This is a genomic window from Pedobacter sp. AC402 (assembly GCF_979252805.1).
Map to the genome: position 1 here is coordinate 1064300 of NZ_CEEDAI010000009.1, position 15842 is coordinate 1080141.

Genomic DNA, 15842 nt, shown 5'->3' on the forward strand with positions numbered 1-15842 from the left:
AAATTAAGCCTTTAATAACCTGAGTAATTCCCTGGTTGCTCTCTCCATTCCTCTAAATATTGAAATGTAATCAGTAAAAATCGTGTTGAACTGAAGTACAATTTCAGCAGAGAGCATTCCTCGTTTATTTAAAAAGTTCGCATGCCGGGCAAGCTGGTTAATGTTGTTTCCTGACCTACCGATCTCTGCACCGATCTGGTTCAGGTGTTTTAAAACTTCAACAGCATTGATTTTATTTGAAACCGCAGAGGAGATTAAAAGCCTTTGCCGCAAGAAATCACTTTCTTTCAATCCAAGGGAAAGCCAAAGGTTTCGGAGTAAAGCATATTCTTCCTCGGTAAATCTGGCCTTAATGAACCTGGTTCTTTTACCATCTAATTTTAAAGGCCTCCCATTCTTTTTCTTGGTCATATTCAACAATTAAGGGACATCCTCCGAAGAAGAAAAAACTAGTTGCGACGTTTTTTCCATCCCGCTACGCCCCAAGGCGAAAAAAAAGCGGGCAAGTTATAAGGTTTTTGAGCAACAAAAACACAACTTGCAGGCTAAAAAACCAAAATACACCAACTATAACGAAAGGATAAAAACCAAAAAACTTAAGCTTGGTTTATTAGGATTTTGTTAAAAAAGTATTCCGGCAAAACAGAAAGCCTAAAGCTATCTTTGCCAGATGGAGCTGCAGGAATTAGAAGAGTTTTTCAAGAATTGCCGGAGACCGGAAATGCCGGTGTTTTTAAATGAGGCAACAAAAGTAACTGACTTTGATTTATTTCTAGAGAGCCATTTCGGGCCACTTAGAGCTAATCCGGAAAGTAAAATCAATAAGCCACTATTAGTAAGACTAAAAATGATGAAACTTATCATTGAGTTTAACTAGCTAAACATATATCCACATATTTCTATATAAGAATATCCACATATACCGATAGAGACATATTGATATTTAAGCATACAATGATGTAAAGCCGTAAGAGGATTACGTAAAAAGTCAATGTAAACCCTGAACCGGACGAAATAACAATTGTAAAGAATACTTAGTATTAACAGCTCCCAACTGTAAAGACTTTTCCGGACGAGACATATACAGATATAATTATATCTATATAGCTCAATATTTACATAGTTATATATTCATATATCAACGTGTTATACCAAAACCATTCTCTACACTAAAAGGCATAGGCTTAACAATAGATTCTTCAATTTTCCTTAGATCAGCCACAAGCTTTTCATTATAATCCTTAAACCCTGCATATTTGAAAGAACAGTCTATACTTCCATGTACATCTCGGATAAATTCCTGCGCAGCAGATTTTCCTGCTTTATCATGGTCAAAATAAAGTTCAATAGAACCAAACTGGTTTGACCTACCCTTGGCAGCCTGTAGAAAGGAAAGGGAATTCAACACCAATATGGATGCAGGATCCTGCGGATGTTCGACTTTCCAGCTCAGAAAATCAAAGTAACCTTCAAAGACACCTAGCCTGTCAACAGCCCCCTGCAAAAAACTCATTCCCTTGTGCCCCAGGCAACCCTTAAAATATTTGTTGCGTACCTCCCAGCCACCATTCTCATTTGGCCATGCAGAAGCAAAGTAATTCCTGCGCTTATTGCTGCTGTCCATGACCGAATAATAAAGTTCATATAAATAACCACCTGCAACGCTGTGCACTCCCCTGCCTTTAAGATATGAGCTGATGACATCGTTGCCGATTGATTCATTTACGACTTCTACTTCATATCTTGGAACTTTGAAGGATAATGGCCTTCGGGAATTATCAACAGGCACATCCGCGGTTTTCTCAAGGTTTATTTTTGCATACTCTACGATTTTTTTAAGAACCTCAGGAAAGCTTGAGGGATACCAATATGCAAGGCCAAAATCGATTATGCTTCCGCTTTTTATTCCCGACACTCCTGCACCGCCATGGTCAAACCAGACCCCCAGATTATCATTTACACAAAGTGAGGCCGTATATTCTTCACGCAACATACTTAGAAAAAAATACTCTCCCCCCGATACTTTCTGGGGACTGAACCCCAAGTTCTTCAAAAGATCGAGGAGCGACACTTTCTCCTTGATCTCATTAACGTTTAAAAAAGCTGACATACCGATTTAGTTTTAGAATTTTCAGAAACAAAAAAGGGGCTTATCGCCCCTTTAAGATAGAACCCAAAAAGAAGGGCCTCTATATATTGTAACTCGGAACTACTCGCGTCGATTTCTACAAACCGGACATATCGTCTGCCAATGCGCTTTCACCTTTTTGACGTCATCTCAAAGCTTCGCAAAATTCCCTTCAATTTAAAGGGTAATGTTTCATTCCTGAATGTCAAAGACCAACTCTTTTGTTGGCTCAAAATTCAGGAAGTATGTTGCGAGCATTTGACACTTTTCAAAAAGTGGGTACGATTTTTTAATTCTTATACTTAGCTTGATTGCAGTGGTTTTCGGAATAGAAATGTTGTAGCTCACCGATATTACCGTAAAACCCTCACATAGAAGCGTAAATTCTTGACAAAACTTTAGAATTTGCTAAAATCTCTACAAATCCTGGCAATAAGATTTTGACACTTTTTCAAACTTGTGCTATACTTTCACTACCAAACATTTTTAAAAATTTCTTTCCAGACACATAGCTTTACATTGAATTTGTTAGAAAAAATCCCAGAAGAATCATCTTATCTGAAGCGTTGTTTACTGATAATATGATTGTTAATTGCACTTCTCATACCATCTAGATAAACTGTATACCCTTTGCTCTTCCTTCTGGATATATCGATGAATTTTCGGTAGGCCACACCCAGGTCTATATTCAAGCTTCGCTCAAGAATATCCACGACCTGGGAAATGTCAGCTTTTCCATTATTTAAAGAACCCATAAAGTATATGCCATAGGCGAGCTCAACCAGATTAACTTTGTCATCGGTCCATTTCAGCTCCGAATTTTTCGCAAGAAGGTGATAAAGGGAGGAATCGGGATTGTTATAAATCAAACGAATCCTGGTCAGCAAAAATTCGCGTAGCTGCTCGTATGCACGGAACTTTGCAAAGGTATAATCTACATTGGTATCAAATTCGTCGTATTTCAACGCCGGAAAAATCCCCTGCTTGTTTTTTCTGAGAAAATATTCCTGGTCCAGGGCAGTTTGATTGTTAAGGTAATATTGGTAAAGGAATTTATTTTGCTCAAAGTATCTCCTCAGGAAATCTATTTCCAGAACATAATAACTCCTAATTGCCTCGTCCGTATCAATCGGAATATTTGATAGAATATTGAATTGCTCCACAATCAAAATTTTACAGCAATAGAATTTCGGTTTGGTTTCTTTAAAGAATAGTATCTCTTCCATTTCAGAAGAGAAACCCAATTGGTTTACCAACGTGTTCAAACGAGTTATATCCTTTTCGATAATGTCTAGTGAGGATGAAAATCTGGTCAGATCACTGATGGGTTCTTGTTTTACAGCATGCAGTTTTGCGGTCATTTCTAAATAAAGCTGTTCAGAAGTTTGGATTAACATAGAGAAGGATTTAGGTAAAAAGTTGGTTGACTGAACCTGCGATAATCCTACAGGAACTTTCGCAAGTTGTGCCAATTCGCACTCTAAATCAAGTTGACTATCAGTTGCATAATTGATCAACCCCCCTTGAATACATTATTTGCAGATAAATTCTAAAGACAATATTCGTCAAATTTTACTTTTGAGAATATGTTTGTCAGCCTAATCAAACTACTGGTGTAACCACCAAAGGCCTCGGTGTAAAAATCTTTTTGACAGGTAAATTCAGTCATAAATTGTGCTAAAAATCAGCTATGAATTACCAATTTATTTTTTTTGAGGAACATCTCACAAGCCTGCAAACGAAAAAAACTTTTGCAAAAAATTTTGCAATGGAATCAAAAAAAAATCTGGAACGAGAGCATTCCCGACTGACCAGAGCCTTCAGGGATATGGCCGTTGAACTAAATAATCATGAAAAGTCAAAAGCATATTTCAATTTTCACCAACAGAACTTAACCCTTTTAATGGATAAGACTAGCACAGAAAAAAAGCTTAGGGAAAAAGATCCGGACCACAAGATTATAATAAGTACTCTGGAAGCATTGCTGGATATAATGGAAGAATTACTAATCTGGATGAAACAAATCTTTCCGAAGATCTTCGACTATAAAGGCAGGATCCCTATAAAAATGATTGAGTCCGAAATTTCCGAAATCGAGAATGATTTGGATTTAATCGTTGGAGAATTTGAAAAGAAGAAATTTGATCCTAAACTAATGCAGGTCACAAGATCGGTTTTGGATATAAGTCAGATAGTCAGTTTTAAAGATCTTAATTTTTGGAAAGAATCCTGCGATAAAATCCATCAAGGTCTTATGTTGCTTGATTTGATTGATGAGTTTAGCATTATAAAAATTTTCATGGGGCTTGGAATAAATCATCCTGACTTATTTTTTTATGCCAAACGGTATATTTCAAAAGAGATTGAGCATAAGACAACTTTAGGGGAAAAAATTTCTGCAGTCTGTTCCTATCGGAAAGAGATAAGAGTGTTATACAGAGAAACCCAAATGCTCCAGTTTACAAGGAAACCCGATATTCAGCGCACTATAAAAAAATTCCTTCGAGAAGAACTCCTTTTACTCCGGGCTATGGAATTTGTGAATCATGAAGTTGAGGAAGCGGGAATTATGAACGCCAACTATAAAGTTTCCTTTTCCGTTAAACAGCTGGCCTTTTTCGTCCATCTTCAGATGGAGACCGGAATAATAATATGGCAAAGGGCAAAATTCGCGCACCAATATATTGCAAGGCACTTTAGCACGGTGGAACGAGATGCAATATCTGAAAAAAGTGCCAGAAACGCCCACTATAATCATGCTAGTGAAGATATTAAGAAAGTGATCGCAAAGCTCAGTGAAATGCTCGCATTAGCTCAGGAAAGATATTGAAATTGTGAGAATACTGCGAATCTTGCAATTTGATGAGGGGTTGCAAGACCATAAAATTTCTGCAACTTGACAAAGTTTTCAAATAGCCGTTCTTTATCCCTCAAAAGATTATGGACGTAGAAAACTATTCACAGAAACTAAATACATTTCACTCACTCTCGCCTGGACTCAAAGCATACATCTCAACCATAGCCAAAGGAACCGCATACAAGGGTGGCCAGACGGTATTCTTGACTAGAGAAGATTATAATTTTTATCCCCTGATTGAAAGCGGGTCATTACGGCTAATGGCAATCGATAAGGATAATGATGAAGAAATTGTTATCCGAACCTATAATGCTGAGGAATTCCTGTATCATTTTCCAAACGTTATGCCAAGATCAAGATTTGAACTTTACGTAGAGTTTTTAGAGGATTCGTATTTGGTAGCGTTTAGCGAAAAGCATTATTCGAACCTTATGAAATTATTCCCTGATGCGTACCTCTTGAACCTATCATATACAGCATGGCATTTAAACATTCAGTTGGAACTTCTTCTCGGCAATAATAAAATTCCTGATAGGTAATAATGTATATGACGAACCTTAAAGTTTACCCTAAATCATATTCAAATGAAACGACTCATCGAAAAACTACAAAGTCTTCAAAATGCAAGCGAAACTCTTGTAAGCCAACTGGCCGAAATTTCTGTTCAGAAAACTTTCAATAAGGGCTTACTTATTAGCACACCAGATCATTCATACCCTGAACTTTATTTTATCGAAGAGGGTCTTGCAAGAGGGTATTTTATTTTCGAGGGGCAGGAAAATACATCATGGATATTACAGCGTGGGTTTATTTTTCCGACCACTTCATTTTTTTCTTTCAGCCATACAAATGAGTACGTCAATTTTTTAAAGGACAGTTCGGGCTATTCAATAAGTCTATCCCAATGGAGTGAACTTGCCCAAGCAAATCCCAAATTTCTAATAATTCTTCTGGAAATCTACGAGGAACATTACCGTGAAATAATGCAAAGAGAACAAATGCTGAGGATCAGGCATGCGGAAACAAGATTTCTTTATTTTCAAGACCGGTATCCAGAATTAATTAATCTTCCCATTCATCAGATTCTGGCGTCCTTACTCGCAATTGAATCAAAATATCTTTTCAAAATAAAAAGGAAATATCGCAGATGACATTTAAGCAATCGCATTATTAGACAAATAGATGTGCCATTATTTCAGATACCAAGGGGTGCAAAAAGAGTAAAAATTGCCGAATTCGGGTAGTAATTATTATTCCTGTTGTTTCGAACTTTAATCTACACTCAGATGGGTTTTTATTAACAAAAACATGGAAAATATTTATTCACACAAACGGACGCATATAAGCTTTAAAAGCTTGGTATCAAATCTAAATACAATTGGAATATTCCTGCTAACATTGCTATGGTCTTATGCAGTTTTTGCAAAGCTCGCTGATCTAAAACTTTACCAGCTCCAGATGAAGGAGCAACCCTTTCCTTATTCAGTACAGCAACTACTGACATATCTTGTCCCAATTCTTGAGCTAACTGCTGCTACACTGCTGATTCTTAATAAACACAAATGGGGGCTTTGGCTGTCTTTAGCACTGATAATGGGATTTACAATATATATCACATTGATACTGACCCATATTTTTCCCAACGCTCCGTGCAGCTGCGGTGGCTTCATCTCTAAGATGAGTTGGGAAAGCCATCTTTACTTCAACATGCTTTTGTTTTTTATAAATATAGGTTGTCTTATCAGAATCATCAGACAAGAAAGGAGGTTAAACGGCAGAGAGTGAAAATAAATTATCAAGAAATTAACTCAATTAACCAGGGCATAGTGCCCAAAACTTAAACTAACTTTTTCGCTTGTTTTTTGATAGTAAAAAGCATCCTTAAATTATGTATACAACAGTAAAAAAATTAAGCAAAGGCCTAATGGCCGCCGCTTTAGGATTAGTATTGGTTTTCGGTGGATCTGCATTTAAAGCAGAAAACAAAAGAGTACAGTATAAATTCCGGTATAACAACCCGAGTGACTACAGTCAAGGGGCAGTTCAAACCGAAAGTAACTGGATTCATGACGAAAGTGCACCAGAGTGTGACGGGGTATTGGAACAGCCCTGTACAATTCTTGTTGATCAGAATTTTGTCAACACAGGAAGCACTCCAACATTAAAAACTTCACTGAATATTACGGCAAGTGCCACCAGTTCTGGATTTGTGACTGGTAGCAGCGATAATACCATGGTAATTGAAAATCGCACAGCCCAATAGTAATTGAGGAATTACCAATTTTAAAATGGCCACTATCCGTAAAGATAGTGGCCATTTCTTTTTAATTCTGAGGCATGCCCGAGGATTCAATCACGTCCGTTGGCAAGGGGAGTGCATAATATTTTGACTCAGGAAGTAACGTATAGGTTTTACCATCTACTATACGTTTGAGGATAATTCCCTCACCCTCTTTATTGTATCTTTTGATATCCGCAAAACGTAATCCACGGAGCAAAAGTTCCTTTCTTCGCTCATCCCTTATTTTCTTTAAAGCATCGTTTTTATCGACAGCTGAAAATGGTACAAAAGCAACGGTACTCTTCCAACGTGTTTTCATCAGGGTATTGAGATCTTCCATGGCACCAGTGATGTCTCCTACTGCAGCTTTACTTTCGGCGCTTGTAAGGTAAAGCTCGTCTGTTGCAAAACCCGAGAAACAGACGGTTGCACTTGCCGCATAGCTACCTTTGAACTGCTGATAGGGTGCTGCAATTTTGAAAAAAGCTGTTTTCCTTAAATCATTGGTATTGTAGCTTGAATATAATACTGAATCGACTCTTGATCTGGTCAGATTCGTTATGCCAAAACTTGTATAGAGTTCTGCATACCATATCGTTTCCTTATTAAACTTTTTTACTGGCACGTTACTAGTCAGCGCGAGCAGATCGGAATCCCCGTTAAAGTTCATCAATTTGTTATTAAACTTTAGGGCATCTGTAGCATACTTTAATGCTAGATCGTACTTGCGCATATAAAGGTAACATCTTGAAAGGAGCGCTGCGGCGGCGCCTTTGGATGGCCGCAAAGGGTGCTGAGGGTAGTCCGGCAATAAATCCATTGACTGCAGTGCGTCATTGATAACCTGTTGATAACTTTCCTTTACGGTAGCCCTTTTTGATGGCACATTAAAATCAGAAGTTGTTCTAAGTGCAATGCCTAGTTCACTTGCTGAGCTTGCCTCATCATATGCTAAGCCATACTGACTGGTGAGCATCAGAAAATAATATGACCTAAAAAACAGCGCACTTCCCTTTGCATTATCCCAGAGCTGTGCATTAGGACCGATTCTGTCAATGTTGTTCAATAACTCCAGGGACAAGTTGCAATTGTATACCGCAAGGTATCCTGTCTGCCAGTCGTTGCCAAACCTGTAAGGTGTAGGTCTCCAGGTATAGGCTTCCTGCCCTGTGACGCCAATGGCGTTGTATCCAGCAAGGGGTAAAAAGATGTCATCACTTGATGCATCGCCGAAAGATGGGCATGTGCGTAGATTCATCAGGTTAGCATCATCAAGCAACCCCTGCACATCGCTTAATGTTGAGGGAACGACCAATCGAGAATCAGATTTGATCTCAAGATATTTCTTGCACCCAGAGAGGAGCATGCCTAGGCAAATGATCATCATCACTGCCATATGACCTAAAGTTTTCCTTTTCATGTTGTTAAATTATTTTGTGTTAAAATGTACCCCTGATTCCAAAATTTATTTGTCTGGATGGTGGAATCACAGCAAAGTAATCAGGGTCGTAACCAGATTTATTTTCTTTCCATAATATCCCAACGTTCTGAACGCCGGAGAAAACCTCAAGACTCCGGAATGGAAATTTCCATTGAGATGTATTGAAAGAATATCCGAGCCTGATGTAATCCAGTCGGATATGATTTCCGGAAATTATATTTACTTCTGATGCAGAATAGAAAGCATCTCTCAAAGTAGATGCCGGATAAGTGAAAGAGGGAACAGTTGTAAACTCTTCATCTCCAGGCTTCTGCCACCTACTGGTAAAATCTGAGTGGCCGGCTCCATAGGCAATGAGATTAGAATATACAATTGAAGGCTTTCTAACCTTATAACCAAGCTTAAAATTCATGTTAAAGGACAGGCTCAATCCTTTGAAAGAGAATGTATTGATCAATGATCCAAAATAGACCGGACTTGATGGCCCCATATAAACCATGTTATTTCCACTACTTGAAGCCTCGGTAATTATTGCACTATAGTTTGTACTCAACTGCCCGTTAAGATATCCCTGTGGATTGCCATTCGCATCAAGCCCACCCCACTTATAGGCGGCAACAGAATACAGCGGATATCCCTCAAGAGGACTTATCACATTATTACCAGAGAGTAATGCGTATATACTTGAGGAGGCATTTCTGTAATACTTTCTGGTCTTACTCAAATTATAGCTGAAATAAAGATCTGTTCCCCAGCTAAACTTGGTCCCTTTAAAGTTTTTGCTATGCAGATCCAAATCAAAACCCTTTCCATTCATGTCCGCTACATTCATGACGATAACATCCCTGCCTCCCCATGCCGTATAATCAAAGCTTGCTGAACCGTATAGATCGGTTCCGTTTTTAATATACCAGGAAAAGGATCCGGTTAAAGCCTGTTTCCTAAGTTCAAAGTCCAGCTTTACGTTTAGCTGGGAAAGTTGTTCCCATTTCAGGTCGGGGTTATTGATCACATTAATCCTGGTAATAGGAAAGCCTGTAATAGTATTAGTGGCGTAACCTCCGATTGGCAGGGCCGTCTTGGTCAAATCTACGTTGCCACTATAGCCGAATGTTCCTGTCAGTTTCAAGGCCGGCAACCCTTCCAGATTATAAAAGGGTTCTTGCGAGATATTCCATCCCAGGCCAGCGGACCAGAGCGGTTTCCATTTATCATTTGTATTTGCCCCGAAAATATTTGAACCATCTCGTCTTATACTTCCTGAGAAAACATATTTCCCTTTATAGCTATAAGCAAGGTTTGCATAAAGGCTGATAAACCGATATTCAGTCCTTGTCAATGTATTTGCCCCTCCTATCTGACTAGAATTACCAGTTAAATATTCTGGATAATATCCAATTGGGTCTACCAGCGTAGTATAAAGTGGGTCTTCCAGGTAACCCATTCGCCGTGTCGCATTTCCGGAGGTACTTGAGGTGCGCAGTTCAGCACCAGCTATTGCAGTTATACTGTGTACACCATAAATCCTATTATAATTGAGCTGTGTTCTTCCAGTCTGGGAGTTCACGTTAGATTCCTCTGAAGATAGAATCCCACCTAAGGGAACTGGACGGGTAATAATTCCAGTTACCGCATTATACCGGGTAAATGTATTTACCAGGTCCCTGGCAGCAAAACTGTTAACATCGGACAAATGGTCCTGGGTGATTCTCTGGCGCTGGTTTTGGTAGCTAACCGTAAAATTCAGGGCATCAGAAATTTTATATTTCAAGCTTAGGTTTGCGAAAATCTCCTGTGAACTTCTTTTAAAATAGTCGTGTTTATAATCATCAAGTGGATAGTATTTCCAGTCTAGAAGCCTACCTTTCGCTAAAGTATCTGTATACGCCGAACGGTATAAGGTTGCTAAACTCGTTTGGGAACTGAGGTCCAGATAAGTCGGGTAACGTCCCCCTATGGTTAATGAATTATAGCCTGGTCTCCCAGTTTTACTATTGAGGTTTGTAAAATAAATATTTGAACTTAAATCAAGATCTTTCAGCAGTTTGAAATCATTCGACAAGTGAAGGTTAATCTTATCGCTGGTATTGTAGGTCTCTCCTTTTATCCGGTCATATGCTGCTGAAAGGACGTACGTGTTCCTTTCGCTTCCACCTCTAAAACTAAGGTTATATTGCTGGGTGATCGCATGGGTATAGAAATTATCCAGATAGGATTGCTGCGAACTGTTTTTTTGTAGGCTTTGAATCTGGTCGGCGGCATTTGCTTGAGTGATTTGTCCGTTTCGCTGAGCCAGGAACACCTCAACAGCAGGAGTAAGGGCCAGCCATGGAGTTGTAGTGATGCGATCGTTAAAATACCCTAAATCGAAAAGCTGTTTTTCTACAGCAATATAATCATTGTTGTTCATCTCCCGGAGAGATTTGAGATTGGGGATTGACTGGATGATCACCGTGGGATTAATGGAAACCTGCATGGGTTGATTTGGCTTTCCCTTTTTCGTAGTTAAAACAATCACCCCGTTTCCAGCCCTTGAGCCCCATATCGAGGCAGCAGCCGCATCTTTCAAAATTGAAATATTCTCTATGTCGTTGGGATTTATGTTTACAATGTCCCCTTCGTAAATAAAACCATCAAGAATAATTAATGGATCCAGAGGCCCATCAATGGTTCCAAGGCCTCGGATGGTAATGTTGGTACTATTTTGTGGATTGCCGTTATTTTTTCCGGTTTGCAAAAGCAGCCCACTGCTCTGTCCAATGATCCTATCTAGTATATTTGTCCCTGTGCGGGCATTTATTTGCTTTTCATTAATCACTGAAATAGTTCCATTGATTTCATTGGGTTTGGATGTCTGGTAACCAGTCTGAATTACTACTTCGTCCAATTGCTGGATTTCCTCAGTCATTTTTATAGTCATAAAGCCATTTGTTTGCTCATAAATTCTTGTGATACTTTTATAGCCAGTTGAGGTGAATCGAAGGGTATCCCCCAAGTTCAAGTTCTTGATCGAAAAAGTTCCGTCAGCGTTTGCGAGCACAGCGCCTCTTTTTGTCCTAATTGTGACCGTAATGCTTTTACCATCGAGATCGGTGACCTTGCCATGAATTTCTTTAGTTGCTTGTGCCATGGCGGTAAAGGCAGATAGGATAATTAACAATGCTGCCATTGTAAATAGGAAAAAATTCCATCTTGTATGTTCTCTGTCATTATAATTAAATTTCATTTTAATCTTTTTTAGATTGTAGATTTAATGTTAGTCCGGCAATTAAACGTTCAATATTTGGGGCCGTTACCTGATCAGCCCTAGTGATAGCTTTGACCCTTCCATCTGCTCCTATCCAGATATAGTGAGGCATACTTTTTATAGGGAAGATCTCTCTTATTAAGCTATCGCTTTTCACGATCGGCAAAACAAAATTTTTTATGCTAACCCTTTCCTGGATCAAAAAATCCTTCAAGATGTTTTCATCATCTTTAGGGTAAGCATTCATTAAAAAAATCTGAAGGTGTTTGGCATACCTTTTCTGGAATTCGTCCATCTTCGGAAATTCCTTGATGCATGCAGAACAATATGTTGCCCAAAAATCTAAAATGACTGCCTTACCCCTTAACTGAGAGAATTCAATTGCATCAACTTTATAGTTAGAAATTTTAGTGATTGTAATGTCAGGGATCTTATCACCTATCATTGGAGCTTTAGAGATATTCTTTTTCTGGGCAGATAGTGTGAATGGACATAGTAATATTGCGCATACAACACGTAGAATTACCTTTCTTTTAATGAATGCTAAGTTTAATTCCCTCAGCGACAGGGCGGCTAGTGATTTGACCAAATCTGCATGTGATTGAGTGAGCACTATGGTTTCGGAAACTTGGCGATTACCCCTTCTGCTGAACAAAAGATTCGGCAAAACATTTTTCCATAAAAAAATGCATGGCAAAGCCCTAGCGATAAAATTTATCGTTTTTTTCATTGTTGTTAGTTTGGTTAGTTGATCAGGAAATTAAATGAGGATTTCTCAATTATTAGAAAACTAAGGCAGGTCCATTATTAAAAGAACCTATTTTCATCATTAACCATTAAGGTGACCTGCCTTAGCCTGGCATCTTATTCGGGAGAACAGATAACCAGGCTAATTAGGATGATGAATGTCCATCCGAGAGTATAAAAAACAGAGATTTGAGGGCCTAAAAAGTAGGCAAGGAAATAGCACGTGTTGCTGAAATTTAAAGAAATGATGATTTCGAATGCTTTCATGGCTAATCTATGTTAACCGAAAGTTAAACGGAAAAGGGCCGCCTTTACGCTTTATTTGAAGTGAAGGTGTAGGACCACCACCGCCTTTCAGCGGCCGAACTCAAATAAAGCAGGCGACCCAAATCCGTATGCTACACAAAGATAGCATAGGAATTGAGTTTTACCTACCTCTCGTGTTCGAACGTCCTACTTTTCACCACAAGTTCTTTCAGTAATTACTCAATCCAAATTAATGGAAGTTATGTTCTATTGTTTTTCTATATCGTTAATTTTGTTAAAGCTAAGATACAAAAGATTAACCAAATCCACAAGTGGAGTTGACTTAAATCATCAAAATCAGTCACTTGCGGATGTAAATGATATCACCTGAAGATGAGTTAATTTTTATTGAAATCTCGCAGTTAGATTTCCTGTTGATTGAAAGAGTCAGGACTTTAAGAATTGCTAATGGGATGACTCAGCTTCAGCTAACTCAGAAAATGAAATTAGCTGATGGATTTATTTCAAAGGTAGAAACATTTACAGAACGTGCTAAATATAGCATTAGACATATAAACTTGTTAGCGAGCGCTCTCAATTGCACAATACAAGATATCCTCCCCTTAGAGCAGCCAAAGTATGACATGGTCATATTGACTTTAAGCAGGACAAATAAAATTAACAAAGATGGTTCCCTGTCACAAAAGAAAACTACGGATGTGATCAAAATCGAACCGAAAGAGAAAAGTTAATTTTTGGATATGCAGAGTAGTTGAGGGATCATATTTGCGATCACCCTAAACTTTGACATATGGAACAACTTCGTTGCGTCGTTATAGACGATGAAAAACATTCAATCTCAATTCTTTCAGACTACATTGAGACCAACCCAAACCTAGAACTGGTTAAGACCTATCTTGACCCATTAACTGCACTTTCTCAAATCAGTATAAAGGATAAAATAGATTTCATCTTCCTTGATATAGACATGCCCGAAATCACTGGGATTGAGTTGGCGAAAAAGTTGGTAAACAGAGCTCGCTTTATCGTTTTTACAACTGCTTTCACAAAATATGCTATTGAAGCATTCGAGGTAGACGCTTCCCGATATTTGGTAAAACCAATTTCAAAGCCAAAATTCATAAAGACTGTTTGGGATATTTTAGATGGGGAAACCAAAAAGATTGAAAAAGCTAAGCAAGCAGCCAAAAAATATTTTTTCGTCAGTATCGGCGATAGAGGTCAGCGACTGCGAATCAAAATATCTAAGATCTTATTTTTTGAAAGCGAAAAAAACTACATTAAAATCGTAACGGAGGAGACCAAGTACGTGGTATACCTGACCATGAAAGAGGTAGAAAAAGATTTTTGGGGAACACTTTTCTACAGGGTTCATCGATCTTTTTTTGTGAATGCGGAAAAAGTTGAAAAAGTTATTGGAAATACCCTGCGGTTGGGTTCATATGTAGTACCAATGGGAAACAACTATAAGGAAAGCATAAACGAATTTTTAGAAAGAAAAACATTAAGATCCGGCCGGTAGTCTTAAATTTTTTTCAGTTTTTAAAAGGGCATTAACGTGGACTAACTAGGGTCTCATTGGAAATAATGATAATACTTGAATTAGTTGGATCCGTTGACATCTTTTGCATCTTTAGCTGCGATTTAAAAACAAATACTGTTTTTTTAATCAATTTTTTAGGGGTCTGTTTCATCTTTTTTATTTTGAAACTAGGCCCATTTTAAAGCGTAAAAGAAGTTTTTACACCGCGATAAATTGAGGTTACACTAAAAGCAATTATAGCATGACAAAGAAAATTTTTGAATGGGGAAAAACCCAGAAACTGCACCTAATTGGCTGGACTTCATTTATTATTTTAGAAATAGGGTTAGTTGGTTTATCAATTGGTTTTTTTGGTAAGCCCCTCAATTATTTTCTTCACTATACCTTGAACATTATCCTGTTCTACACAAATGCTCACTTGGTGTTAATGGGAAGTTTCAAAAAGAATAATCCTTGGGCAAGAGTATTTTTTTTGATGATCATTCAGATTGGCCTTTATGTCATTGTGAGATCAATACTTAACTATATCCTGGCTGATACGCCAAAAGCCTTTGACCTGGTCACAGTGGTAAATAATTATAAAAGCTTTTTTCAGTCACTTTGGCGTGGCCTTTTCTTCATCGGTCTATCCTGCTTTTACTATCTGTTTTTAGAATATAAAGATGAGCGGGTTCGGCGCGAGCAATCTGAGAAACAAGAATATTTAAACGAACTTAAAACAAAGGAAATCCAGAACGAACTGAATATTGCCAAATATGAATATCTGCGTGCCCAGATCAACCCGCACCTCTTGTTCAATACTCTGAGTTTTTTATATGATAGCATCCGAAAGTTTAACGAAGATGCCGGCGAAGCAGTCCTCAACCTTGCGGAACTTATGCGATTTAGTTTAGACACAAGGGAATCGAGCGAAAACTTTCCAAAGTTAGAGGAAGAGCTTAACCAGATCTATAATTTAATTTCACTGAATAAAATCAGAAAAGACAAGGAACAGTATATCGATCTTTTCTTTCCTGAGGAAGTAAAGAATTTTCACTTTATCCCACTGGTAGTAATTACATTGTTGGAGAATATGCTCAAACATGGAAATTTACAAAAACCAACACAGCCGGGACGGTTAGAGATAAAACTGGGTGAAAAAGAACTTTCGATACATACTACCAATTTAATCAACACAAAAATTCACAATTCCGGATTTAATAAAGGGATGGAAAATATTGAAAAGCGACTTAGCCTTGCATACGGTGATAGATTTTCATTATCATACGGGAAAAGAGATGAAAACTATTTTGATGTCACAATGATTTTAAAAATCAATCCAGCTGTTTAAC

The 15842-nt window shown here is 38.1% G+C and carries 15 protein-coding genes; 9 read left to right on the top strand and 6 right to left on the bottom strand.

Going from position 1 to position 15842, the window contains the following annotated elements:
• Positions 1-3 precede the first annotated feature (3 nt).
• Positions 4-411, bottom strand: coding sequence for a plasmid mobilization protein (locus AC0IWE_RS15450; RefSeq protein ID WP_056095082.1), 408 nt, complete (start codon positions 409-411; stop codon positions 4-6).
• A gap of 259 nt (positions 412-670) precedes the next feature.
• Here AC0IWE_RS15450 and AC0IWE_RS15455 point away from each other — a divergent pair, with 259 nt between their 5' ends.
• Positions 671-877, top strand: coding sequence for a DUF6965 family protein (locus AC0IWE_RS15455; protein WP_056095085.1), 207 nt, complete (start codon positions 671-673; stop codon positions 875-877).
• A gap of 261 nt (positions 878-1138) precedes the next feature.
• On the opposite strand, the gene AC0IWE_RS15460 is transcribed toward AC0IWE_RS15455, so the two are convergent.
• Both AC0IWE_RS15460 and AC0IWE_RS15465 read right to left on the bottom strand, forming a co-directional pair.
• On the bottom strand, positions 1139-2110 hold the full coding sequence (locus AC0IWE_RS15460) for a toprim domain-containing protein (RefSeq protein ID WP_471793755.1): 972 nt from the start codon (positions 2108-2110) through the stop codon (positions 1139-1141).
• Between the two features lie 572 nt (positions 2111-2682).
• A complete protein-coding gene (locus AC0IWE_RS15465) occupies positions 2683-3600 on the bottom strand; it encodes an RteC domain-containing protein (protein WP_471793756.1) in 918 nt (305 codons plus the stop codon).
• 218 nt (positions 3601-3818) lie between these two features.
• Here AC0IWE_RS15465 and AC0IWE_RS15470 point away from each other — a divergent pair, with 218 nt between their 5' ends.
• The 5 genes from AC0IWE_RS15470 (at position 3819) to AC0IWE_RS15490 (ending at position 7248) form a co-directional block, all read left to right on the top strand.
• Entirely contained in the window at positions 3819-4958 is a 1140-nt protein-coding gene (locus tag AC0IWE_RS15470; RefSeq protein ID WP_471793757.1) for a hypothetical protein, read from the top strand.
• Positions 4959-5068: 110 nt separating this feature from the next.
• Positions 5069-5524 (top strand): cyclic nucleotide-binding domain-containing protein, encoded by a 456-nt coding sequence (locus AC0IWE_RS15475; RefSeq protein ID WP_471793758.1) that lies wholly within the window; start codon positions 5069-5071, stop codon positions 5522-5524.
• Positions 5525-5569: 45 nt separating this feature from the next.
• Positions 5570-6136 carry a Crp/Fnr family transcriptional regulator gene (locus tag AC0IWE_RS15480; protein ID WP_471793759.1) on the top strand — a complete coding sequence of 189 codons (567 nt, stop codon included), beginning with the start codon at positions 5570-5572 and terminating at the stop codon, positions 6134-6136.
• Between the two features lie 157 nt (positions 6137-6293).
• Entirely contained in the window at positions 6294-6770 is a 477-nt protein-coding gene (locus tag AC0IWE_RS15485; RefSeq protein ID WP_471793760.1) for a MauE/DoxX family redox-associated membrane protein, read from the top strand.
• Positions 6771-6873: 103 nt separating this feature from the next.
• Positions 6874-7248, top strand: a complete 375-nt coding sequence (locus AC0IWE_RS15490) for a hypothetical protein (RefSeq protein ID WP_471793761.1) — start codon at positions 6874-6876, stop codon at positions 7246-7248.
• A 61-nt stretch (positions 7249-7309) separates the two neighbouring features.
• Here AC0IWE_RS15490 and AC0IWE_RS15495 read toward each other — a convergent pair whose 3' ends face one another.
• From AC0IWE_RS15495 to AC0IWE_RS15505, 3 genes are read right to left on the bottom strand one after another with little or no spacing between them, the layout of a single operon-like run.
• A complete protein-coding gene (locus AC0IWE_RS15495; protein WP_471793762.1) occupies positions 7310-8686 on the bottom strand; it encodes a RagB/SusD family nutrient uptake outer membrane protein in 1377 nt (458 codons plus the stop codon).
• A 19-nt stretch (positions 8687-8705) separates the two neighbouring features.
• On the bottom strand, positions 8706-11933 hold the full coding sequence (locus tag AC0IWE_RS15500) for a SusC/RagA family TonB-linked outer membrane protein (protein ID WP_471793763.1): 3228 nt from the start codon (positions 11931-11933) through the stop codon (positions 8706-8708).
• A 1-nt stretch (position 11934) separates the two neighbouring features.
• Positions 11935-12684, bottom strand: a complete 750-nt coding sequence (locus AC0IWE_RS15505; protein ID WP_471793764.1) for a TlpA family protein disulfide reductase — start codon at positions 12682-12684, stop codon at positions 11935-11937.
• 640 nt (positions 12685-13324) lie between these two features.
• Here AC0IWE_RS15505 and AC0IWE_RS15510 point away from each other — a divergent pair.
• From AC0IWE_RS15510 to AC0IWE_RS15520, 3 genes are all read left to right on the top strand, one after another.
• The gene (locus AC0IWE_RS15510; RefSeq protein ID WP_471793765.1) at positions 13325-13699 is read left to right on the top strand and encodes a helix-turn-helix domain-containing protein; all 375 of its coding nucleotides are present in this window, start codon (positions 13325-13327) and stop codon (positions 13697-13699) included.
• Positions 13700-13758: 59 nt separating this feature from the next.
• Positions 13759-14490: a LytR/AlgR family response regulator transcription factor gene (locus AC0IWE_RS15515; protein WP_316796386.1), complete on the top strand. Its 732-nt coding sequence runs from the start codon at positions 13759-13761 to the stop codon at positions 14488-14490.
• A gap of 262 nt (positions 14491-14752) precedes the next feature.
• The gene (locus AC0IWE_RS15520; RefSeq protein WP_471793766.1) at positions 14753-15841 is read left to right on the top strand and encodes a sensor histidine kinase; all 1089 of its coding nucleotides are present in this window, start codon (positions 14753-14755) and stop codon (positions 15839-15841) included.
• Position 15842: the final 1 nt, after the last annotated feature.

Bases quoted from the DNA above. Each gene is read 5' to 3' on its own strand.
- AC0IWE_RS15450 (WP_056095082.1), bottom strand. From the start codon at position 411: ATGACCAAGAAAAAGAATGGGAGGCCTTTAAAATTAGATGGTAAAAGA.
- AC0IWE_RS15455 (WP_056095085.1), top strand. From the start codon at position 671: ATGGAGCTGCAGGAATTAGAAGAGTTTTTCAAGAATTGCCGGAGACCG.
- AC0IWE_RS15460 (WP_471793755.1), bottom strand. From the start codon at position 2,110: ATGTCAGCTTTTTTAAACGTTAATGAGATCAAGGAGAAAGTGTCGCTC.
- AC0IWE_RS15470 (WP_471793757.1), top strand. From the start codon at position 3,819: ATGAATTACCAATTTATTTTTTTTGAGGAACATCTCACAAGCCTGCAA.
- AC0IWE_RS15475 (WP_471793758.1), top strand. From the start codon at position 5,069: ATGGACGTAGAAAACTATTCACAGAAACTAAATACATTTCACTCACTC.
- AC0IWE_RS15480 (WP_471793759.1), top strand. From the start codon at position 5,570: ATGAAACGACTCATCGAAAAACTACAAAGTCTTCAAAATGCAAGCGAA.
- AC0IWE_RS15485 (WP_471793760.1), top strand. From the start codon at position 6,294: ATGGAAAATATTTATTCACACAAACGGACGCATATAAGCTTTAAAAGC.
- AC0IWE_RS15490 (WP_471793761.1), top strand. From the start codon at position 6,874: ATGTATACAACAGTAAAAAAATTAAGCAAAGGCCTAATGGCCGCCGCT.
- AC0IWE_RS15495 (WP_471793762.1), bottom strand. From the start codon at position 8,686: ATGAAAAGGAAAACTTTAGGTCATATGGCAGTGATGATGATCATTTGC.
- AC0IWE_RS15500 (WP_471793763.1), bottom strand. From the start codon at position 11,933: ATGAAATTTAATTATAATGACAGAGAACATACAAGATGGAATTTTTTC.
- AC0IWE_RS15505 (WP_471793764.1), bottom strand. From the start codon at position 12,684: ATGAAAAAAACGATAAATTTTATCGCTAGGGCTTTGCCATGCATTTTT.
- AC0IWE_RS15510 (WP_471793765.1), top strand. From the start codon at position 13,325: ATGATATCACCTGAAGATGAGTTAATTTTTATTGAAATCTCGCAGTTA.
- AC0IWE_RS15515 (WP_316796386.1), top strand. From the start codon at position 13,759: ATGGAACAACTTCGTTGCGTCGTTATAGACGATGAAAAACATTCAATC.
- AC0IWE_RS15520 (WP_471793766.1), top strand. From the start codon at position 14,753: ATGACAAAGAAAATTTTTGAATGGGGAAAAACCCAGAAACTGCACCTA.